This is a genomic window from Nonomuraea sp. NPDC048881 (assembly GCF_040649795.1).
Taxonomy (GTDB): domain Bacteria; phylum Actinomycetota; class Actinomycetes; order Streptosporangiales; family Streptosporangiaceae; genus Nonomuraea.
Map to the genome: position 1 here is coordinate 562,047 of NZ_JBEZGC010000001.1, position 19,798 is coordinate 581,844.

Below are 19,798 nucleotides of genomic sequence, written 5' to 3' on the forward strand. Positions count from 1 at the left end.
GCGACAGAGTGGCACGTGATCATACGATCGCGAACCGTAATCGCCGACAACGGCCCTAGGAGAACCTGATGAACCCGGAATACATCCCCATCCCGCACACGTAACGCAGCGAGCCGGGGCGGTGGGGCGGCAGCCGTACGGTGGCGGGCAGGGCCACGTCGCGTCCGTCGATGGTGACGGTGCCCGTGCAGCCCTGATCGACCAGTTTGAAGATGACCTCGACCGGTACGTTCGCCGGGACGGACACGGCGGCGGGCCGGTAGCCCTCGCGGGTGGCGTAGACCGTGACGGTCCGGGCGGCGGGGCCGGCGGCGGCCGGTGCGGCCTCACCCGTCCAGCCGCCCAGGTTGAGCCCGGCCACGACGGTCCAGAGCCCGGCGGCGACGGCGACGACCCCGGCGAACCTGGCCAGCCGGGTGCGGGAGATCCGCCGCAGCACGTAGCCGAGCAGCGCGAACGCCGGCGCCGTGCCGACCACGAACCCCGCCATGGCCGCCGCGCCCGACAGCGGCGAGCCGCTGGAGACGGCGAGCATCTCCATGCCGATCGTCACCCCGCAGGGCACCAGGACGGTGGCCGCCCCCAGCAGCGGCGCCTGGTACCCGGACGGCCGGACGGGCTCGGCGCACGCGTGCCGCCCGCCGCGCATGAGCCGGATCGCGAACCCGATCACGGCGCAGCCGGCCGCGACCAGGAGCACGGCCCGCGCCCGCGGCGGCAGGCCGACCGCCGAGCCGAGCAGCCCGAGCAGCGCTCCCACCAGCGTGTACGCGGCCAGCCGGCCGGCCAGGAACCAGGCCACCAGCGCCGGGTCGCGGCCGGGGCGGTGGCCGACCAGGCCCACGAGCAGCCCGCCCTGGGCGGCCGTGCACGAGGCGGTGCCCGCCACCAGCCCGGCTGCCACGCCCCCGGCGAACAGGGTGACCGCCTCCACGCTCAGCCCTCCCCGCTCGCGCGCGATGCTTTCGGGGGAAACGTAACGCGGCAGGCTGGATGCGGCCAGTGACAGTTCTTGTACCCTTAGTGATGTTTAGGTGGTTGCGCCCTTGAGCACGGACATCTTCTCGAAGAACTCGTCGTCGCCCATCTCGCCGCGGGCGTACCGCTCGGCCAGGATCTGCTCGGCCGACGCGGTTGGCCGGTCGGGGACGGCCGCCGGGCGACGCCCCCACCAGCCCTTGCGGCGGGCGGTGACGGCGAGCGCGATGAGCGCGACCCAGAACAGGCCCCAGAAGACCGGGAAGACCGGCCAGAGATGCGGATGCATGACTTCCTCCTTCGTCCTGCCTCCAGGGTCCGCCTTCGCGCGGCGCGGCGAATCGCCCTCCGGGAGCCGCCGCCGCTGCGCCCCGGGGAGTGCTCGGGCGGGCCCGGCGTACGCCTGAGGCGGTAGCGCGCCGGCGCGTTTCATCGTCCGAAGGGCGGGTGCGCCCAGGGCCGCCGGGCCTCGATGAGGAACCTGGACGAATGGGCGACGAACGGGCCCTCGGCCTCGATGAGCTCGTGCAGCTCGCGCAGCGTGTCGCCGTAGCGGGCGACCGAGAAGCCGGGCACGATCCAGATCACCTTGCGCAGGAAGTAGATCACCGCGCCGATGTCGCGGAACTCCATGCGCAGCCGTTCGGCCCGCAGGTCGACCACCTCCAGCCCGGCCGCCTCCGCCTCCGCCACGGCCTGGCGCGGGTCGCGGGCCGAGCCGTCCTGGGGGCCCATGAAGAACTCGGTCAGCTCGAACACGCTGCGCGGGCCGACCTGCTGCGAGAAGTACGCGCCCCCGGGACGCAGCACCCGGGCGATCTCCGCCCACCAGGTCGCCACCGGATGGCGGCTGACCACGAGGTCGAAGACGCCGTCGCGGAACGGCAGGCGCGGCTCGTCGTCGTCGGCCACCACGTACGCGCCGCGCGGGCGCAGCCGGGCGGCGGCCAGCGCCAGGTTGGGCGGCCACGACTCGGTCGCCACCGTCACCTTCGGCAGCGTGGGCAGCCCGGCCAGGATCTCGCCCCCGCCGGTCTGGACGTCGAGCGCCGCCCGCGCCTCCGCCATCCGCCCGGCCAGCAGGCGGGAGTAGCCCCACGAGGGCCGCTCCTCGGTGGCCCGGCCCTCCAGCCAGGAGAAGTCCCAGCCGGCCACGGACACCGTGTCGGCCTCCTCGACCAGGTCATCGTATGTACGCCGCATCCTTCGACCATGTCAGCGCCCCGGCCGCGGCTTCAACCGGATTTCTCCCGTGTCGCCGATCAGGCGACCCGGGCGCGGACGGCCGCGCGGTCGATCCCGAGCTGGTCGATCAGCCGGGCCACCGGGTCGTGGCGGTCGCGCTCCAGGAGGGCGAGCAGGAGGTGGCGGGGCGCCTGCGGCCTGGTCTTCCGCCGGGTGGCCCCGATGGCGGCGTTGATCACCGCGCGGGCGCTCGACGTGAGCGCGGTGCCGGGGACCGGCGGATGCCGGCGGGGCGTCGCGCGCGGGGCCTGGCCGAGGTCGAGGCCGATCGAGCGCAGCGCCTCGCGGTCGAGCTCGTCGAGCGCGGCGCGCGCCCCGGCCAGGTCGACGCCGAGCGCCCGCGCCGGCTCGGCGGCGGGATCGTGCAGCAGGCCGAGCAGCAGGTGCTCGGTGCCGAGCCGCCGGTCGCCGCGCTGCCTGGCCTCGTCGAGCGCCGCGCTGACGACGGCCGCGAAGGGGCTCTTCTCCTTGCCGAACATGGCGATCCTCACTTTCCGTATCTGGCGTGCACGGACTGCCGCGACATGCCGAGCGCGTCGCCGATCTGTTCCCAGGTCCAGCCCTGCTCCCTGGCCGCCGCCACCGACGCCGCCTCGACCTGCTCGGCCAGCCGGTGCAGCGCGCCCACCGCCCGCAGGCCGAGGGCGGGGTCGTTCGACCTGATGCGTTGAGACAGCTCTTCCATGTCCACATTGTCAGGCTAGATTGACAGCCGGGATTTTGTCAATCTAGCCTGACAGGCATGGACGACGTGATGATCGTGGGAGCGGGCCCGGTCGGGCTCATGCTCGCGGGCGAGCTGGCGCTGGCCGGCTTACGCCCGATCGTGCTGGACAAACGCCCGGAACCCAGCGAGCTGCCCAAGGCCAACGGGCTCGCCGGGCAGATCGTGGAGCTGCTCGGCCACCGCGGCCTGCTCGGCGTCCTCGCCGAGGGCAGCGGCTTCGCCGGCCCCGCCCCGGGGTTCCCGTTCGGGCAGGTGCCGCTGCGCTTCGCCGGGCACGACGACATGCCGCTGCGGCTGCTGCTGATCCAGCAACCCCGGCTGGAACGGCTGCTGACCGAGCGGGCCGTCCGGCTCGGGGCCGAGATCAGGCGCGGCCACGAGGTCCTCGGGCTGGCGCAGGACGAGGAGGGCGTCACGCTGGAGCTGTCCACCGGCCGGGCCCGCGCCCGGTACGTGGTCGGCTGCGACGGCGGGCACAGCACCGTCCGCGCCCTGGCGGGCATCGGCTTCCCGGGCACCACCGACGACGAGGTGCTGCGGCTCGGCCACTTCGCCCGCGACGAGCAGGGCCCGTTCCAGGCGCCGCGCGTCGAGGGCCTGGAGCCCGGCTGGAACCGCACCCCGGCCGGCCGGCTGCTGCTCACCTCGCTGCGGCCCGGCGTGCTCATCGCGGGCGTGCGCGAGCGCGGCACGCTGCCCGGCGGCCCGGTGACCCCGGACGACTTCCGCGCGGCCGTACGCCGGGTGTTCGGGCGGGACCTGCCGCTGGGCGAGCCGATCTGGCTGTCCGGCACGGTCGCCCAGGCCCGGCTCGCCGAGCGTTACCGGGCCGGGCGGGTGTTCCTGGCCGGGGACGCCGCCCACCTGTTCCCGGCGGGCGGGTCGGCGCTCAACGTCGGCCTGACGGAGGCGGCCAACCTGGCCTGGAAGCTGGCCGCCGTGCTGCTCGGACGGGTGCCCGCCGGGCTGCTCGACACCTACGAGCAGGAGCGCCGTCCGGTGGCCGCGCGGGCGCTGGCCCAGACCCGCGCCCAGGCGGCGCTGGAACGGGCCCCCGGCGAGGACGGCGACGCCCTGCGCGCGCTGCTCGCCGAGCTGTTCGCCGACGAGCAGCCGCTGCGCCGGCTCGCCGCGCTCCTGCACGGCTCCGACACCCGCTACCCGCCCGCGCCCGGGCTGGAGCACCCGCATCCGCTCGCCGGCCGGTTCCTCCCCGACCTGCCGCTGGACACGGCGGCGGGGGAGCAGCGGACCGCCGGGCTGCTGCGGGCCGGACGCCCGGTGCTGCTCGACCTCCGCGACGACCCGGTTCCGGCGCTCTCCGGCGACGGCCCGGACCCGGTGCTGCCCGAGGGCGGCTGGATCGATGTGGTGCGGGCGCGGTGCGCCGAGCCGCCCGCCGACGTGCTGCTCGTCCGCCCCGACGGGTACGTGGCCTGGGCCGGGACCGGCGGCCTGGCCGAGGCGGCGCGGGCGTGGTTCGGCGCGGGGCCGTCCGCCGTCAGAGCCAGCCCGGCTTGACCAGGCCGGACTCGTAGGCGATGACCACGAGCTGGGCGCGGTCGCGGGCGTGCAGCTTCATCATGGCCCGGCTGACGTGCGTCTTGGCCGTGGCCGGCGACATGAACAGCTTGGCGGCGATCTCGTCGTTGGTCATGCCCGTGCCGACCAGGGAGAGCACCTCGCGCTCGCGTTCGGTGAGCTGGTCGAGGCCCTGGGTGGCGACCGGCTCCTTGGCGCGCGAGGCGTACTCGGCGATCAGCCGCCTAGTCACGCTCGGCGACAGCAGTGCCTCGCCCGCCGCCACCACACGCACGGCCTGGATGAGCTCGGCCGGCTCGGTGTCCTTGACCAGGAAGCCGGACGCGCCGCCGCGCAGCGCCTCGAAGACGTACTCGTCCAGCTCGAAGGTGGTCAGGATGATGATGTGCGGCCCGGGCGGCATCAGGCGGGTGGCGGTCAGGCCGTCGGTGCCGGGCATGCGGATGTCCATCAGCACGACGTCCGGGGCGTGCTCGCCGGCCAGGCGCACCGCCTCCGCGCCGTCGGCCGCCTCGGCCACCACCGTCATGTCGGGCTGGGCGTCCAGCAGGGCCTTGAAGCCCGCCCGGACCAGCGCCTGGTCGTCGGCGAGCAACACCTTGATCACGTTGGGTTCTCCTCGGGTAGGGGCAGACGGGCCTCGACCTGGAAGCCGCCGCCCGACGGGCCGGCGACGAGCGTGCCGCCCAGGGCGGAGGCGCGCTCGCGCATGCCGGGGATGCCGTTGCCGCTGCCTTCCTCCGACAGCACGGCGGGCTTGGTCGCCCCCGTGTCGGCGACCACGATGACCAGCTCCTCGGCGCCGTACTCCAGGCGTACCGAGACCCGCGAGCCGGGCGCGTGGCGGGCGGCGTTGGTGAGCGACTCCTGCACGATCCGGTACGCGGCCCGCTCGACCTGCGGCGGCAGCGGCCGCGACCCCACCCGCCGGAGCGAGACCTCCATCCCCGAACGCTGGACGAGGTCGTCGAGCCGGTCGAGCCCGGCCGTCGGGGAGCGCGGGGCGCCGTCGCGCAGCACGTTGAGCACCGAGCGCATCTCGCCCAGCACCTCCTTGGACGCCGTCTTGATCGTGGCCAGGGCCGAGCGGGCCTGCTCGGGGTTGGCGTCGATGAGGTGCAGCGCGGTGCTGGCCTGCACGTGAATGAGCGAGATGTTGTGCGCGAGCACGTCGTGCAGCTCCTGGGCCATGGTCAGGCGCTCCTCGCTGGCCTGCCGCCTGGCCTCCTCCTCCGCGACGCGCTCGCGCTCGGCCCGGCGTTCCCTGACGATCCTGACCAGCTCGGCCACGACCATGAACAGCAGGATGAACGCCAGGATCGACACGCTGTGGAACAGGTCCCGGTTGCCCACCCACCAGGCGTAGCTGAGGAGCGAGGTCACCGTCATGGTCGCCATCGTCCAGGCCATCAGCCGTCTGCCCCCGGTGACCAGGAGGAACAGCAGGACGCCCGGGCTGAGGAAGGCGGGGCCGTAGGCGTAGCCGCCGATGAGGAACAGGTCCATCGCGCCGAGCGCCACGGCGACCGTCAGCAGCGGGAACCGCCTGCGGAAGAGGATGGCCAGCGGCCCGACCAGCAGCAACGCGTACGCGTAGGGGTCGAGCTGCTCCCTGAGGAGACGCTGGCCCCACGTCGCGCCCTGGGCGATCACCAATTGGGCGACCGCCACGATGAGGGCGAGATAAGGGTCGAAACCGGACTTCCAGCGCACGCCTCCACGCTAGGCCACCGGCGGCGCGCGCGACATCATCCCCTTGTCCGAGGGGGCCCTACCACGACGGGCGTAGCTGGGTCATCGTGGACACCATGCGCCGTGTGATCTTCTCCGCAGCAGCAGTCCTCATCTCACTCCTGCCCGCCGCGCCCGCGTCGGCGGGCCCCCAGCAGAAGGCCCCGGTCGCCGAGGGGTACGGAGGCGCCGTCGCCACCGTCGACCTCGACGCCAGCAAGGCCGCGATCTCCGTGCTGAGACGCGGGGGCAACGCCGTCGACGCGGCCGTGGCCGCCGGAGCCGTGCTCGGGGTGACCGAGCCGTACTCGGCCGGCCTGACCGGCGGCGGCTTCATGGTGTTGTACGACGCCAGGCAGCGCAAGGTCGTCACCATCGACGGCCGCGAGACCGCCCCGCGCGCGATGACCGCGTCCAGCTTCGAGGGCATCCCGTTCGACGAGGGCGTCACCAGCGGCCTGTCGGCGGGCGTGCCCGGCACGCTGGCGCACTGGGACCTGGCCCTGCGCCGGTTCGGCACCCTCTCGCTCGGCCAGGCGCTCCAGCCCGCCATCGAGGTGGCCTCCCGCGGCTTCGTCGTGGACCAGACGTTCCACGACCAGACCGCCGCGAACGCCGACCGCTTCAAGGACATCACCTCGACGGCCCGGCTCTACCTGCCGAACGGCGCCCCGCCGCCGGTCGGCTCGGTGTTCAAGAACCCGGAGCTGGCGAACACGTACCGGGAACTGGCCCGGCGCGGCCCCGGCTGGCTGTACGGCGGCCGGCTCGGCGCGGAGATCGTCGCCACCGTGAAGAAGCCGCCGGTCACCCCTGGCAGCACCCGCAACGTCAGGCCCGGCCTGATGGAGCTGTCGGACCTGCGGGACTACCGCGCCCTCCTGCGCGAGCCCACCAAGATCTCCTACAACGGCCTGGACGTCTACGGCATGGCCCCGCCGTCCTCGGGCGGTTCGACCGTCGGCGAGGCGCTCAACATCCTCGAAGCCCTGCCCAAGGTGGGCCTGCACGAGTACCTGGAGGCGTCCAGGCTGGCCTTCGCCGACCGCAACGCCTACGTCGGCGACATCCCCGGCGTGCCGCTGCGCGAGCTGCTGTCCGACGGGTTCGCCAAGGAGCGCGCCTGCCTGATCGGCGACAGGGCCCTGACCAGCCCGGTCGCCCCGGGGAGCCCCGACGGCACGTACGGCGCCTGCGCCACCCCGACCGGCACCGCGACCCCGATCGCGGACGAGGGGCCGGAGACCACGCACCTGGTCGTCGCCGACCGCTGGGGCAACGTGGTCGCCTACAACCTCACCATCGAGTCGACCGGCGGCAACGGCATCGTGGTGCCGGGCCGCGGCGTGCTGCTCAACAACGAGCTGACCGACTTCACCTTCGGCCCCGCCCCCGGCGACCCCAACCTGCCCGGCCCCGGCAAGCGGCCGCGCTCGTCGATGGCGCCCACGCTGGTGTTCGACCACGGCAGGCCGGTGCTGGCCGCGGGCTCGCCGGGCGGCTCGACGATCATCACGACCGTGCTGCAGATCCTGGTCAACCGGTACGAATTCGGCATGAGCCTGCCCGACGCCCTCGCCGCGCCGCGGGCCACGCAGCGCAACACCGCCCAGACGCAGGCCGAGCAGGCGTTCCTCGACAAGTACCGGGCCGAGCTGGAGGCCAAGGGGCACGGCTTCGTGCTGAACCCCGAGATCGGCGCGGCCACGGCGCTGGAACTGCGCGGCCACGGCCTGGTCCAGGCCGTCGCCGAGCCCGTACGGCGGGGCGGCGGCAGCGCCCTGGTCGTCGACCCACGCTGAGCGCGCACGGCGGCGGCCCCCTCGCGGGCCGCCGCCACTCGCCGGCTTGACTCCGGCATGAGGGAATGTTTGCCCAGGTCACGGGGTTGTAACGGGCATCGCGACGCGCCATGCCGCCGGGCTGGAACCGCCTGCCGCAGCTCATCAGCCGCCGTCGCGGCATCCGACAGACACCCGTGGGCGGCTGCCGCCTGCCCTCAGGAGGAACCCCGTGAAGCCGAACGCCAAGAAGCTGTACGCGAGCGCCCTGCTGGCCGCCACCGCCGCCGTGTCGGGCCTCGGCCTGACGTCCGCCCCCGCCCACGCCGACGGCCTCACCTACGGCCAGGACGTCTCCCACTACCAGCCGGACCACGACTGGGCCGCCAGCGGCGCCGCGTTCGGCATCGTCAAGGCCACCGAGGGCGCCACCCGCGTGGACGCCTCCTTCGCCCGCCACTGGGCCGACCTGGGCGCGAAGGGCAAGGTGCGGGGCGCCTACCACTACGGGCACCCGTCGAACGACCCGATCGCCGAGGCCGACCACTTCCTGTCCGTGGTCGACCGGCAGCCGGCCGCCAAGGGCGACCTGCTCGCGCTCGACCTGGAGACCACCGACGGCCGGTCCGTGACCGAGGTCAACGCCTGGGCCAAGAAGTGGCTGGCGCACGTCCAGGCCAGGACCGGCGTCACGCCGCTGTTCTACAGCGGCTGGAACTTCGCCGACGAGTACGGCCACGGCCTCCAGCGGTACCCGCTGTGGGTGGCCCGCTACGGCAAGGGCCCCGGCCAGGTGACCGCCCCCGCCGACTGGAAGACCTGGACCATCCACCAGTACGCCGACGCGCCGGTGGACCAGAACGTCTCCGCGCTCACCCCCGTCCAGCTCAAGGCGCTGGGCCGCAGGTGACCCGCCGTCCTCAGTAGATGAGCTCGTACGCCTGCGGCCGCACCTTCCGCGTACGGGCCCAGTACTCGAAGGTGAAGCCCGGCCAGATCGTCCGGTTCACTCCGTGCTCGTCCAGATACCAGGAGCGGCAGCCGCCCGCGCTCCACACGAGCGGGTCCAGGCGCGCGTGCAGCCGGCGGTTGAAGGCGTCCTGGGCGTCCTTCCTGACGTCCAGCGCCCTGGCCTGGGTCCTGGAGAGCAGGCGCAGGCACTCGATGACGTAACGGACCTGCGACTCGATCATGAAGACGACCGAGTTGTGCCCGAGGCCGGTGTTCGGGCCGAGCAGGAAGAACAGGTTCGGGAAGCCGGCGGTGGTGATGCCGTGGTAGGTCTCGATGCCGTGCTGCCAGGCGTCCTGGATCTTCAGGCCGTTCCGGCCGGTGATGCGCTGGTCCTGGAGGGCCTCCACGACCTTGAAGCCGGTGCCGTAGACGATCACGTCGGCCGGGTGCTCCGCGCCGGTCGTGGTGACGATCGAGCGGGGCCGGATCTCGGCGATGCCGTCGGTGACCAGGGTGACGTCCGGCCTGGTCAGGGCCGGGTAGTAGTCGCTGGAGACGAGCACGCGCTTGCAGCCGATCGTGTAGCCGGGCGTCAGCCTGCGGCGCAGGCCGGGATCGGGCACCTGCGCCGCCAGGTGCTTGAGCGCCAGCACCTCGTGCGCCTTCATCAGGCGCGGGTGCACCGCGAAGCCGAGCGCCCGGCTCTCCAGCGCCCAGTAGATGGCCCCGCGCAGGGCCCGCGCCATGCCGGGCAGGGCCAGGACGCGCCGGGCGGCGGGGGAGAAGGCGAAGTCGGGCTTGGGATGGATCCACGGCGGCGTGCGCTGGAAGACGGTCAGCTCGCGCACCCGGGGGGCGAGCTGGGGGACGAACTGGACGGCGGACGCGCCGGTGCCGACGACGGAGACGCGCTTGCCGGTCAGATCGACCGAGTGGTCCCATTCGGCGGAGTGGAAGGAGGGGCCGGCGAAGGATTCCCTCCCCGCAATTTCCGGAAATTTCGGGATGTGGAGGGCGCCGATGCCGGAAACGATCGCTTTCGTCCGGATGGTTGCGCCGTCGTCCGTGGTGACCGTCCAGTCGCGGCGGTCGTCGTCGTACTCCAGGGACGTGACGTGCTTGTTGTAGCGGATGTGGGGGGTCACTCCGTACTTGTCCGCGCACATGCGCATGTAGGCCCGGATCTCGGCCTGCGGGGCGAACATCCGCGACCAGCCGGGGTTCAGCTCGTACGAGTAGGAGTACATGTGCGACGGCACGTCGCACGCGCACCCGGGGTAGGTGTTGTCCCGCCAGGTGCCACCGAGGTCGGCGGCCTTCTCCAGGATCACGAAGTCGTGGTAGCCGGCCTCCTTGAGCTTGATCGCCATGCCGATCCCGGCGAAGCCGGCGCCGATGATCACCAGTCCTGGCTCAGCCACCGAACCTCCTGAACTCCGCAGCGCGGCGGCGTGCTCTTCCAGGAGAAGCGCACCCGGCGAGGCTTGATGTCCGGTGTATTGGACATATTGTCCAATGTAGTCAGTCGTCAGCCGCTGGTCCAGTCCGGACATGAAGCCCGTCACACCGACCGGCCGGTATGCGGGGGATGTGCGGAGACGACAAAGACCCGCCACGGCGTCGGGGCGGGTGGGGTGTCCGTATGCGGTTGGGTGCTAGCGGAGCAGCAGGAAGGCGGCGACGCCGATGATCACGATGACCACGGCGACCGCGAGGATCGGCAGCAGCGGCGACTTCTTGGGGGCCGCCGCGGCCTCCTGCTCCTGGCGCTGCGCGAAGGCGCGGAACTGCTGGGTGTTGCCCGCGGGATCGATATGCTGGTCAGACATGGCCAGCAGCCTAGCGCGATGACATGGTCCATTTGCACCCCTTTGCCACTACCTATAGGCATGGGCTGATGAGGGGACCACTCCACCCGGCGGATAGCTTTGAGGCATGCTCCGGACCCTGCTCTCACCCCGCGTCGTGGGGCTGCATCTGCTGACGATCGGGGTCCTCGTCGCCTTCATCCTGCTCGGCCGCTGGCAGCTCGGCGTGTTCCAGGACTCCGGCAAGCCGCACGCGGCCGTCGATCCGGCCCCGGTGGGCGTCGCCACGCTGGCCCAGGTGGGCGGGCAGATGGACGGCGAGGCCGTCGGCCGCAGGGTCGCCGCCGAGGGCACGTACGAGGCCGCCCGGCAGCTCCTGGTCGCCGACCGGCGGCCCGACGTCGACGCCCCCGGCGGCAACGTCTCACGCGGCCACGGCTACTGGGTGCTCACCCCGATCAGGCTCGACGACGGCACGCTGATGCCGGTCGTGCGCGGCTGGGCGGCCGAGGCGGACGATCCGGGCGTCGCCGCCGTGCCGCAGGGCCGGGTCACGGTGCACGGGCGGCTGCGGGGCCAGCAGGGCACCGACAGCGTCCAGCGGCGGGCGGAGGGGCTGCCTCCGGGGCAGGTGCAGACCGTGTCCACCGGCGAGCTGATCAACCTGTGGACCGGCCAGAAGCTGCGGACCGGTTTCCTGGTGGCCCAGCCGCCGTCCGGCTCGCTCACGCAGGTGAAGATCCGGCCGCCGGAGGTCGGTGGCACGCTGACCTGGCGTAACCTGGCTTATGCCGCAAACTGGTGGATCTTCGCTGGATTCGCCGTCTTCATGTGGTTCCACTTCGTACGCGACGCCGTACGGGCGGATCGGGACCGCGACAAGTCCCCCGAGATGGTTCTGGAAGGTTAACGGTGGAATCGGCTCTCAAGCCCTTCCGGGTGCTCGCCTACGTGGTCGGCGTCATGCTGCTCATCCTGTGCGTCGCGATGGTGCTGCGCTACGGCTTCGGCGCCGCCGAGCTGTCGAAGATCGTCGCGCCCATCCACGGCGGCCTGTACATGATCTACCTCATCACCGTCATGAACCTGGGCATGAAGGCACGCTGGAGCTGGCCGTACATGCTCGGGGTCATGCTCGGCGGCACGGTCCCGTTCCTGTCGTTCTACGTGGAGCGCAGGGTGCACGGCCGGGTGCGGTCGGAGCTGAGCGCGGCGAGGGCCTGACGACCCCCGCCGCGGCCCGCGGGCCTCAGCCGCCGATCCCGCGCCTGCGGGCCCGCTTGAGCCGCTCGCGCTGCGACGGGTCGAGCATGAGGTAGCCGACCACCGGCGCCGCGACCGCGCCGAGCACCACCAGCAGGGTGATCCAGCCCGGCAAGAAGATCAGCGAGAGCAGAACCGCGGCGCCTGCGCCGATGACGTACTTCTGAACTGGCGACATCCCTGGCTTCCTCCGAACGCGGAGCCCGCGCCCCGCCTCTCCCACATTCTGCGTCGCCCGTCCAACGAGTGGACCCGTGCCTGAGGTTCCATGACGCGATGTATCTCAATTGTTGCGGGACCAGAGGGTGAGGTGGATCGAGCCGTACGTGCGGGTCTGTCCTGGGACGAGCGTTCTTTTGAGGGTGCGGTAGCGCTCGTCGTCGGCGTACTTCGTCCCGATCCTGGGGGAGATGAGCCAGACCCGGTCCACGCCCTTGAGGGCCGCGTCCAGTTCGGCGGCCGTGCGCGGGCCGGGCGCGCCGGGCGCGCGGGTGAGGTCCGTCAGGCGGTCGTACGGGGCGCCGTACACGGCCACGAACAGCCGGAAGCGCTGCGGCACGAACAACACCCGGTCGCCCGGACGTTCCTCCGCGGCCAGCGTGGCGGCCAGCGTGCGCAGGTCGTCGGGACGCGCGGCGGGCTGCCTCATCGCCGCCTGCGCGGGAGACACGAGCACGGCGAACAGCACCAGGACGGCGACCGGCACGGCCCGCCACCGCACCCCGGCCAGGCCGATCCCGGCGAGCACCGCGAGCAGCGGGACCGCGAAGAGCACGTAACGCGGATGGTAGACGGGCTGGACCTGGGAGATCGCGAACGACAGCGCCACCGGCAGCACCGCCCACACCGCCACGGCCGGGGCGCGTACGGCTCCCCACAGCGCGGCGGCGAACAGCACGACCGCGCCCGCCCCCGCGACCTCGCCGGGGAAGGCGGCCAGCTCGGCCCAGCCGGGGGTCCTGAGCCAGAAGACCTGGGCGTCCCGCTGACCGGCGGCCAGGACGAGCAGCGGCACGAGCGCCGCTCCCGCCGCGCCGACCGCCACCGACGACCGCACGACGGCGGGCATCGGGTTCGCGGTGAGCCGGCGGCGGAGGGCGGGCAGCCAGGCGGTGAGCAGGTGGGCGGGGACGAGCAGCAGGGCGTACAGGTGCAGCCAGCCGAGCAACGCCACGCTCGCGCCGTAGGCCGCGCAGACCCCCGCGCCGGGACGGTCGAGCAGCTTGACCAGGAGCCACGTGGCCAGCACGGCGACCGCGCTCACCAGGGCGTACGAGCGGGCCTCCTGGGCGTACCGGGCGGCGATGGGGGTGAGGGCGTACAGCAGACCGGCGTACAGGCCGGCGGAGGTGCCGGCCAGGCGGCGGCCCAGGGCCGCGACCCCGAGCGCGGCGGCCGTGAAGGCGAGCACCGAGGGCAGCCGGACGGCGGTCTCCGGCGGCCAGGGAAGCGCGGCGAAGGGCCGCAGGAGCAGGTAGTAGAGGGCGTGGACGGCGTCGAGGTCGGCCAGGAAACGGCGCAGCTCGCCGAACGGCATGCGCGCGACCAGCGCGCTGACCGACTCGTCCCGCCACAACGACGGCCCCGAGAGCCCCCAGAACCCGGCCGCCGCGGCGACGGCCGCGGGCACGACCGGCCACCACCTGCCGGCGTCCCGCGTGGCGGCGGCGACGGGACGCGGCAGGACGGGCACGCGGGTCATCGGCGCGGGCCCATGACCGCCCGCAGCTCGTGCCGGAGAACCTCGGGGGCGGGACGGTCGGCCGGATTGCCGGACAGGAGGCGCACCAGGACGGGAGCCAGCGCCCCGGCCCGCGCCAGCGACGCCCCCGGCGCGGGCGGCACCCCCTCCACGGCCATGAACAGGGTCGCCCCCAGGGACCACAGGTCGGCGGCCGGGCTCGCCACCCCCTCCGGAGCCGTGTACGCCGGGACGGTGCCCGACCGCAGCGGCGCGACCAGCGTGGCCCGCCCCTGGTCGGAGATGAGCACGCCGCTCGGCTGCACCGCCCCGTGCCGCCCGCCCATGGCCTGGAGCTGGTCGAGCAGGGCGAGCCCGATCTCGGCCACCTCGGCGGGCGGGAGCGGTCCAAGGGCGCGGACGACCTGGTCGAGCGGCTGGTCGAGAGCCAGTCTCTCCAGCGTCTCGCGGACCACCTCCACCGGCGGCGACCCGGCGGGATGCAGCATGGCGCGGATCAGCGACCGCAGCGGGTCGGCGCCCTCGGCGGGCACCTGGCCGGGCGGGCGGCCCTCGACGGCGAAGTGCAGCGTGGCCGCCAGCGACCACAGGTCGGCCGAGGGCCGCATGCTCAGGCTCGGCACCCCGAACCCGGTGAGCACCGCCCTCCCGGTGCCGGTCAGCAGCACGTTCCCGGGGCTGACCTGCCCATGGACGATCCCGGCCGCGTGCGCCACGGACAGCGCCGACAACACGCAGACGCCCATCCTGGCCACCTGGACGACGGGCAGCGGCTGCCGCGCGCGTACGGCCTGCTCCAGCGACACCCCCGAGACGAACTCCATGATCAGCCAGGGCACCCGGTCCTCGACCAGCACGCCGAGCACCCGGGCGATCGAGGCGTGCCGCAGCCCCGCGGCCCTGCGCGCCTCGTGCAGCGCGGACTCGCGCAACTCGGGCGGGATGCGCAGCTCCCTGACCGCGACGTCGCGGTGTTCCGTCTCGTCGAAGGCCAGCCGTACGGACCCCGCGCCCAGGGGGTTGAGCAGCCGGTAGCGCCCGGCCAGCTTCCTGGTCTCAGCCATGTCGAGTGCACGATAGCGCTCGCCCGGCCCGCCCGGCCATCACGCGGTCCGGCCGGTCAGCCACGCCTCGTGGGCGTCGTGCAGCCTGCTCCAGAGCCGCTCCTCGTCCTGGTCGGTCAGGTCGTCGAAGGTCAGCGAGAACACGTCGGCCAGCGCCGCGAAGTAGTCACGCGCCGTGTCCAGGGTGATCGAGTGGCTGCCGGCGCCGACGCGGGTCAGGACGAGCCCGCGCAGCGTGTCCACGCCCGAGGCGTCGCGCCTCTGCACGACGGCGGTGCGCACGAACCCCGACGACGGTGACGTCGACAAATGGCTGTGCATATCAGCGAAAGCGGACATCTCTGTTGGGGTCCGCTCGAAATCCATCCCCACGAACGAACCGCTCGGGTCATGGTCGAACCGCCACCCGCCGGGCGCGACCTGCGACGGCCGCAGGACATACGTGAACGGCCCCTGCCGGTACGCGCCCGCGACCAGCGGCAGCGGCTCGTGCACGCCGTCCCCGAGGCCGAGGTCGGCCAGCCACTCGCCGCCCGGGTTGTCCTGGCTCGGCAGGCCCCGCACGGTCAGCACGAGGTGGTTGCCGGTGACGCCGGGCTCGCTGCCGGGGTTCTGCACGCCGCCGACGTGCCTGGTGACGTCGTAGCCGAGGGCCCTGATCAGCTCGGAGAAGGCGCCGTTCAGGTGGTAGCAGTAGCCGCCGCGGCCCCTGATGATGCGCTCGGCGGACTCGACGGGATCGAGGGAGGTGGGGCGGCCGAGCCAGATCTCCAGCGCCTCGTAGGCGACCTTCTCGACGTGCGCCACGTGGAGCGCGCGCAGGCCCTCGGCGCTCGCGGGGGCGTCTATCAGGTGGGACAGGCCCAGACGGCTGAGGTAGCCAGCGGTGTTCACGCGGCAAGTCTGCACCAGATGTGCACAAATTATGGAGTGTCGTCTGCACAGTGCACTTCTAGGCTTTCGTACGTGGCAGAGCAGCGGCGTGTCCTCGTGGTCGAGGACGATGTGACGATCGCACTGGCCGTGCGGAACAGGCTGGCCGCCGAGGGTTTCGACGTCCGGGTGGCGGGCGACGGGCAGGACGCCCTCGTCCAGTACGGGAAGGCGGAGCCCGACCTGGTGATCCTCGACCGGCTGTTGCCCGGTCTGGACGGGCTGGAGGTGTGCCGCAGGATGCAGGCGGCGCGCCCGGTGCCCGTCCTCATGCTGACCGCGCTCGGCGAGGAGACCGACGTGCTGGTCGGGCTGGGGGTGGGGGCCGACGACTACCTGGCCAAGCCGTTCAGCATGCGCGAGCTGGTGGCCAGGATCCACGCGCTGCTGCGCCGGGTCGAGCGGGCCGCCCAGCTCGCCGTCGAGGACACGGTGATCAGGGTGGGCGAGGTGGAGATCGACACGGCCGCGCGCCGGGTCTTCGTGGGCGGGATAGAGGCCCAGCTCACCAGGACCGAGTTCGATCTGCTGCGGCGGCTGGCCGAGCGCCCCGGGCAGGTCTTCGAGCGCGACCGGCTGCTGTCGGACGTGTGGGGCTTCTCCGAGGCCGCCGCGACCAGGACCGTGGACAGCCACGTCCGCGCGCTGCGCCGCAAGCTCGGCTCCGACGTGGTGCGCACCGTCCACGGCGTGGGCTACGCCCTGGTCCGGCAATGAGGCCGCTCGACTTCCTCGGCCGCATCAAGGTCAAGCTGGGCATCGTCATCGTGCTGGCGGTGGGCACCGCGTTCGTGGTGAACGAGGTGGGGCTGAACGCCGGGTTCACCCGGGACGTCCGGATCGTGGTCGCGGTCATCCTCGCTCTGATCATGGTCCAGGTGCTGGCCATGGGCATGACCAAGCCGCTGCGCCAGATGGCCAGGGCCGCCCAGACGATCGCCAAGGGCAGCTACGGCCTGCGGGTCAGCGCCACCTCGCGGGACGAGGTGGGCGAGCTGGCCAGGGCGTTCAACGCGATGGCCGCCGACCTCGGCGAGGTGGACCGGCAGCGGCGCGAGCTCGTCGCGAACGTCAGCCACGAGCTGCGCACCCCCATCACCGGCCTGCGCGCGGTGCTGGAGAACGTCGTGGACGGCGTCTCCGCGCCCGACCCGGTCACCATGAGGACCGCGCTCGCCCAGACCGAACGGCTCGGCCGCCTGGTCGCGCAGCTCCTCGACCTGTCCAGGCTGGACTCCGGCGTCCGGCTGATCGAGCCCGAGGCCGTCGCGCTGGCGCCGCTGGTCGAGCAGGCCGTGCGGGAGGCGTCGCTGGCCCGTGAGGACGTCACGATCGAGGCGTCGGCGCCCGCCGGGCTGGGGGTGCGGGCCGATCCCGACCTGCTGGCGCAGGTGCTGGCGAACCTGCTGGACAACGCCGTACGGCACAGTCCTTCCGGGGGCGTGGTGACGGTGGCGTGCGGCGCGGAGCGGGACGGGGCTCGGCTGGTGGTGGCCGACCAGGGGCCGGGCATCCCGGCGGCGGCCCGGGGGCGGGTGTTCGAACGGTTCTCCCGGCTGGACGCGGGGCGCGCGGCCGACTCCGGGGGCGCGGGGCTGGGGCTGGCGATCGTCAAGGAGGTCGTGGAGCTGCACGGGGGGTCGATCCGCATCGACGAGTGCGCGGGGTGCCGCATGGTCGTCGATCTACCAGGAAGGACGACGATGACGGACACACCGTTCGACACGGGGGCGAACCGGAGCCACGACGACCGCCTGAGAGACCCGCTCCCCCCAGCCGCCGCCCCCCACACAGGAGGCGCCGTCCCCACCGCCCCCACGCCGGCTTCCGGCACCGTGGCGCCCCAGCTGGCGGCCGAAGGCGCGACGGCGGTGGAGGGCGCGACGGGCGCTCACGGCGCGACGGCGGGGGAAGGCGCGACGGCAGGGGAGGGCGCGGCTGCCTCGGGAACGCCGGTCCGGCCGGCCACGGCCGAGGACGCGCCGCCCGCGCCGGCGATGACGGACCCCGGCCCGCTCGCGGCGTCCGGCACCCCCAGAGGGCTCGACGCACCCGCAGGCTCCAGCATCCCCACAGGGGCCGGCATCCCCGCAGACTCCGACATCCCCGCAGGGGTCGGCCTGTCCGCAGAGTCCGGCATCTCCACAGGCGCCAGTGCCACCACAGGGTCCGGCGTGCCCGTGGGAGGCGGGGCCCATGAGGCAGGCGGTCCGGCGCAGCCCGCGTCGGCGGGGGTGGCTCCGGCGGGGGTTGGAAGCGGGGGGCTGGCCAGGATGGTCGGTGGCGGGGTCCTCGGGGTGATCGTCGGGTTCCTGGGCGGTCTGTTCGCGGCCGTGCTGGTTTCGATGACCGTCGGCGACGGTCTCGCGCTCGTCACCCTCGTCATGGTGACCGCCCTGGGCGGCGCACTCGGCATGGCGCTGGGCGCGGGCTCAGCGCGCAGGACGGCGGCCTACCAGGCCGCCTACCAGACCGCGACGCACCAGGGTGCCGTCTATCAGGGCGCCGCGCCCCAGGGCGCCGCCTATCAAGGGGCAGCGCATCAGGAGGCCGCCTATCAGGGGGTGGGGCGGGCAGGGGGCGGGGGTGGGCAGGTGTATGTGCCGCCGCCGCTCTTCCCCAGGCCCGAGCTGCCCGCCCCGCCGCGCTGGCTGCTGCCGGCCGCCGCGGGGGCGGGCGTGTTCGCCGCCGTGGCGCTGCCCGACGCGCAGGTCGGGCTGGGGATCGTGCTCGTCGCCATGGTGCTCGGCGCGGCGGCGCTGCCGGCCGTGCTGCGCAGGATGACCCCCTGGACGCTGGCGTTCGGGATGACGGCGTACTGGCTGATCTCCATGACGGCCGTGCGCGACGCGGACTGGCTGGTCGCGATCCTGCTCATGGCGGGGGCCGGGCTGGGCGCGCTGGCGGTGTCCGGGGCGGGGGCGGGATGGCTGGGCGTGATCAGGGGCGGCATGTCCGTGGTGCTCGCGCTCGGCCCGGTGCCGTGGTTCCTCGCCGGGCCGTTGCGGAAGCTGACCGCCAGGCGGCGGATCCTGCCGGTGCTCGCGGGGCTCGGCATCACGGTCGTGCTGGTGCTGGTGTTCGGGCTGCTGTTCGCCTCGGCCGACGCGGTGTTCGCCGCGTACGTCGAGCGCCTGACCAGCACCCCGGCCTGGGCCGACTCGGTGCCTTCGCGGATCTTCGTCTTCGGGTTCGTCGCCGTGCTGCTGGCCGCCACGGTGCTGGTCGCGCTGCGGCCGGTGATCGACCCCGTCGGTCCTGAGCACAAGTTCGGCGTGAGCAGGAGCGTGTGGCTGGTGCCGCTGGTCGCGGTGAACCTGCTGTTCACGGCGTTCGTGGCGGTCCAGATCAGGGTGCTGTTCGGCGGCGACGGCTGGGTGCTGCGGACGGCGGGCCTGACCTACGCCGAGTACGCCAGGCAGGGATTCTTCCAGCTCGTGGTGGTCAGCGTGTTCGTGCTGGGCATCGTCGCGGTGGCAGGGGGGCTGCTGCGGACCGAGCGCGGCGAGCGCTGGTTGCTGGCCGTCATGCTCGGCGTGTTGTGCGGGCTGACCATGGTGGTGCTGGTCTCGGCCCTGCACCGGATGAGCCTCTACACCGACGCCTACGGCCTGTCACGGCTGCGGATCTCGGTGCAGGCGACGGTGTGGTGGCTGGGCGCGCTGTTCGCGCTGGTGCTGCTGGCCGGGGCGGTACGCCTGGCGGGCCGCGGCTCCGGCTGGCTGCCGCGCACGATCGTCCTGGTCACCGGGCTCGGCCTGGGGGCGTTCGCGATGGTGAACCCCGATCTGCAGGTCGCGCAGACCCAGGTCGAGGTGCGCGGCGTGACCAACATGGACTCCGACTACCTGGGCGACCTGGGCGCGGAGGCCGTGCCCGCGCTCGACCGGCTGCCCGAGCCGCAGCGCAGTTGCGTGCTGGCCGACGTGGTCCGCGCCAACGGGCTCGACCGCCCCGACCCGTGGAACGGCTGGAACCACGCCCGCGCGCGGGCCAGGGACCTGCTGGCCGAGCGGCCCGTCGTCCGCTCGATCACGTGCCCATCGGGGTCCTCGCGCGGCTCTGATTGA

At 73.4% G+C, this 19,798-nt stretch carries 20 protein-coding genes; 7 read left to right on the forward strand and 13 right to left on the reverse strand.

Translation table 11 applies throughout. The features are described 5' to 3' along the window. Positions 1-55: 55 nt before the first annotated feature. From AB0C33_RS02665 to AB0C33_RS02685, 5 genes are all read right to left on the reverse strand, one after another. A complete protein-coding gene (locus tag AB0C33_RS02665) occupies positions 56-934 on the reverse strand; it encodes a sulfite exporter TauE/SafE family protein (protein WP_358282946.1) in 879 nt (292 codons plus the stop codon). Positions 935-1,030: 96 nt separating this feature from the next. Continuing rightward, the gene (locus AB0C33_RS02670) at positions 1,031-1,267 is read right to left on the reverse strand and encodes an SHOCT domain-containing protein (RefSeq protein ID WP_352349435.1); all 237 of its coding nucleotides are present in this window, start codon (positions 1,265-1,267) and stop codon (positions 1,031-1,033) included. Positions 1,268-1,407: 140 nt separating this feature from the next. Beyond that, positions 1,408-2,181, reverse strand: coding sequence for a class I SAM-dependent methyltransferase (locus tag AB0C33_RS02675; RefSeq protein WP_358282948.1), 774 nt, complete (start codon positions 2,179-2,181; stop codon positions 1,408-1,410). Positions 2,182-2,240: 59 nt separating this feature from the next. Next, entirely contained in the window at positions 2,241-2,714 is a 474-nt protein-coding gene (locus tag AB0C33_RS02680; protein WP_352349439.1) for a Clp protease N-terminal domain-containing protein, read from the reverse strand. Then, complete coding sequence (locus AB0C33_RS02685; protein WP_352326953.1) at positions 2,711-2,908, reverse strand: helix-turn-helix domain-containing protein; 198 nt, start codon at positions 2,906-2,908, stop codon at positions 2,711-2,713. The genes AB0C33_RS02680 and AB0C33_RS02685 overlap by 4 nt, the downstream gene beginning before the upstream one ends. A 57-nt stretch (positions 2,909-2,965) precedes the next feature. Between AB0C33_RS02685 and AB0C33_RS02690 the strand changes: the two genes are divergently transcribed. Beyond that, the gene (locus AB0C33_RS02690; RefSeq protein WP_358282950.1) at positions 2,966-4,471 is read left to right on the forward strand and encodes an FAD-dependent monooxygenase; all 1,506 of its coding nucleotides are present in this window, start codon (positions 2,966-2,968) and stop codon (positions 4,469-4,471) included. Here AB0C33_RS02690 and AB0C33_RS02695 read toward each other — a convergent pair. Continuing rightward, positions 4,452-5,099 carry a response regulator transcription factor gene (locus AB0C33_RS02695; RefSeq protein ID WP_352349443.1) on the reverse strand — a complete coding sequence of 216 codons (648 nt, stop codon included), beginning with the start codon at positions 5,097-5,099 and terminating at the stop codon, positions 4,452-4,454. The genes AB0C33_RS02690 and AB0C33_RS02695 overlap by 20 nt on opposite strands. Beyond that, positions 5,096-6,205: a sensor histidine kinase gene (locus AB0C33_RS02700; protein WP_358282951.1), complete on the reverse strand. Its 1,110-nt coding sequence runs from the start codon at positions 6,203-6,205 to the stop codon at positions 5,096-5,098. The genes AB0C33_RS02695 and AB0C33_RS02700 overlap by 4 nt, the downstream gene beginning before the upstream one ends. Positions 6,206-6,300: 95 nt before the next feature. Here AB0C33_RS02700 and AB0C33_RS02705 point away from each other — a divergent pair, with 95 nt between their 5' ends. Together AB0C33_RS02705 and AB0C33_RS02710 are read left to right on the forward strand one after the other, a co-directional pair. Then, positions 6,301-8,025 carry a gamma-glutamyltransferase family protein gene (locus AB0C33_RS02705; RefSeq protein WP_358282952.1) on the forward strand — a complete coding sequence of 575 codons (1,725 nt, stop codon included), beginning with the start codon at positions 6,301-6,303 and terminating at the stop codon, positions 8,023-8,025. Positions 8,026-8,236: 211 nt separating this feature from the next. Beyond that, complete coding sequence (locus AB0C33_RS02710; RefSeq protein WP_358282954.1) at positions 8,237-8,914, forward strand: GH25 family lysozyme; 678 nt, start codon at positions 8,237-8,239, stop codon at positions 8,912-8,914. Positions 8,915-8,924: 10 nt separating this feature from the next. On the opposite strand, the gene AB0C33_RS02715 is transcribed toward AB0C33_RS02710, so the two are convergent. Together AB0C33_RS02715 and AB0C33_RS02720 are read right to left on the reverse strand one after the other, a co-directional pair. Further along, positions 8,925-10,379, reverse strand: a complete 1,455-nt coding sequence (locus AB0C33_RS02715) for an NAD(P)/FAD-dependent oxidoreductase (protein ID WP_358282956.1) — start codon at positions 10,377-10,379, stop codon at positions 8,925-8,927. Positions 10,380-10,613: 234 nt separating this feature from the next. Next, positions 10,614-10,787 carry a hypothetical protein gene (locus tag AB0C33_RS02720; protein WP_357990759.1) on the reverse strand — a complete coding sequence of 58 codons (174 nt, stop codon included), beginning with the start codon at positions 10,785-10,787 and terminating at the stop codon, positions 10,614-10,616. A gap of 106 nt (positions 10,788-10,893) precedes the next feature. Between AB0C33_RS02720 and AB0C33_RS02725 the strand changes: the two genes are divergently transcribed. Continuing rightward, entirely contained in the window at positions 10,894-11,676 is a 783-nt protein-coding gene (locus tag AB0C33_RS02725; protein ID WP_358282958.1) for an SURF1 family protein, read from the forward strand. A 2-nt stretch (positions 11,677-11,678) separates the two neighbouring features. Continuing rightward, positions 11,679-11,990: a DUF3817 domain-containing protein gene (locus AB0C33_RS02730; RefSeq protein ID WP_352349459.1), complete on the forward strand. Its 312-nt coding sequence runs from the start codon at positions 11,679-11,681 to the stop codon at positions 11,988-11,990. A 25-nt stretch (positions 11,991-12,015) separates the two neighbouring features. Here the strand turns inward: AB0C33_RS02730 and AB0C33_RS02735 are convergent, their stop codons facing one another. The 4 genes from AB0C33_RS02735 to AB0C33_RS02750 all read right to left on the reverse strand — a co-directional run bounded on the left by AB0C33_RS02735 (position 12,016) and on the right by AB0C33_RS02750 (position 15,689). Beyond that, positions 12,016-12,207 (reverse strand): hypothetical protein, encoded by a 192-nt coding sequence (locus tag AB0C33_RS02735; RefSeq protein WP_352322643.1) that lies wholly within the window; start codon positions 12,205-12,207, stop codon positions 12,016-12,018. A gap of 105 nt (positions 12,208-12,312) precedes the next feature. Continuing rightward, a complete protein-coding gene (locus AB0C33_RS02740; RefSeq protein ID WP_358282960.1) occupies positions 12,313-13,731 on the reverse strand; it encodes a glycosyltransferase family 39 protein in 1,419 nt (472 codons plus the stop codon). Further along, positions 13,728-14,795, reverse strand: a complete 1,068-nt coding sequence (locus tag AB0C33_RS02745) for a protein kinase (protein WP_358282962.1) — start codon at positions 14,793-14,795, stop codon at positions 13,728-13,730. Before AB0C33_RS02745 ends, AB0C33_RS02740 begins: the two co-directional genes overlap by 4 nt. A 39-nt stretch (positions 14,796-14,834) precedes the next feature. After that, the gene (locus tag AB0C33_RS02750; protein WP_358282964.1) at positions 14,835-15,689 is read right to left on the reverse strand and encodes an arylamine N-acetyltransferase; all 855 of its coding nucleotides are present in this window, start codon (positions 15,687-15,689) and stop codon (positions 14,835-14,837) included. Between the two features lie 96 nt (positions 15,690-15,785). Here AB0C33_RS02750 and AB0C33_RS02755 point away from each other — a divergent pair, with 96 nt between their 5' ends. After that, on the forward strand, positions 15,786-16,445 hold the full coding sequence (locus AB0C33_RS02755; RefSeq protein WP_352350467.1) for a response regulator transcription factor: 660 nt from the start codon (positions 15,786-15,788) through the stop codon (positions 16,443-16,445). After that, positions 16,442-19,798, forward strand: coding sequence for a DUF4153 domain-containing protein (locus tag AB0C33_RS02760; protein ID WP_358282965.1), 3,357 nt, complete (start codon positions 16,442-16,444; stop codon positions 19,796-19,798). The genes AB0C33_RS02755 and AB0C33_RS02760 overlap by 4 nt, the downstream gene beginning before the upstream one ends.

What these genes read in the sequence shown, in the direction of transcription:
- AB0C33_RS02670 (WP_352349435.1), bottom strand. Translation starts at nt 1,267, where the DNA reads ATGCATCCGCATCTCTGGCCGGTCTTCCCGGTCTTCTGGGGCCTGTTC.
- AB0C33_RS02675 (WP_358282948.1), bottom strand. Translation starts at nt 2,181, where the DNA reads ATGCGGCGTACATACGATGACCTGGTCGAGGAGGCCGACACGGTGTCC.
- AB0C33_RS02685 (WP_352326953.1), bottom strand. Translation starts at nt 2,908, where the DNA reads ATGGAAGAGCTGTCTCAACGCATCAGGTCGAACGACCCCGCCCTCGGC.
- AB0C33_RS02690 (WP_358282950.1), top strand. Translation starts at nt 2,966, where the DNA reads ATGGACGACGTGATGATCGTGGGAGCGGGCCCGGTCGGGCTCATGCTC.
- AB0C33_RS02705 (WP_358282952.1), top strand. Translation starts at nt 6,301, where the DNA reads ATGCGCCGTGTGATCTTCTCCGCAGCAGCAGTCCTCATCTCACTCCTG.
- AB0C33_RS02720 (WP_357990759.1), bottom strand. Translation starts at nt 10,787, where the DNA reads ATGTCTGACCAGCATATCGATCCCGCGGGCAACACCCAGCAGTTCCGC.
- AB0C33_RS02725 (WP_358282958.1), top strand. Translation starts at nt 10,894, where the DNA reads ATGCTCCGGACCCTGCTCTCACCCCGCGTCGTGGGGCTGCATCTGCTG.
- AB0C33_RS02735 (WP_352322643.1), bottom strand. Translation starts at nt 12,207, where the DNA reads ATGTCGCCAGTTCAGAAGTACGTCATCGGCGCAGGCGCCGCGGTTCTG.
- AB0C33_RS02740 (WP_358282960.1), bottom strand. Translation starts at nt 13,731, where the DNA reads ATGACCCGCGTGCCCGTCCTGCCGCGTCCCGTCGCCGCCGCCACGCGG.
- AB0C33_RS02745 (WP_358282962.1), bottom strand. Translation starts at nt 14,795, where the DNA reads ATGGCTGAGACCAGGAAGCTGGCCGGGCGCTACCGGCTGCTCAACCCC.
- AB0C33_RS02760 (WP_358282965.1), top strand. Translation starts at nt 16,442, where the DNA reads ATGAGGCCGCTCGACTTCCTCGGCCGCATCAAGGTCAAGCTGGGCATC.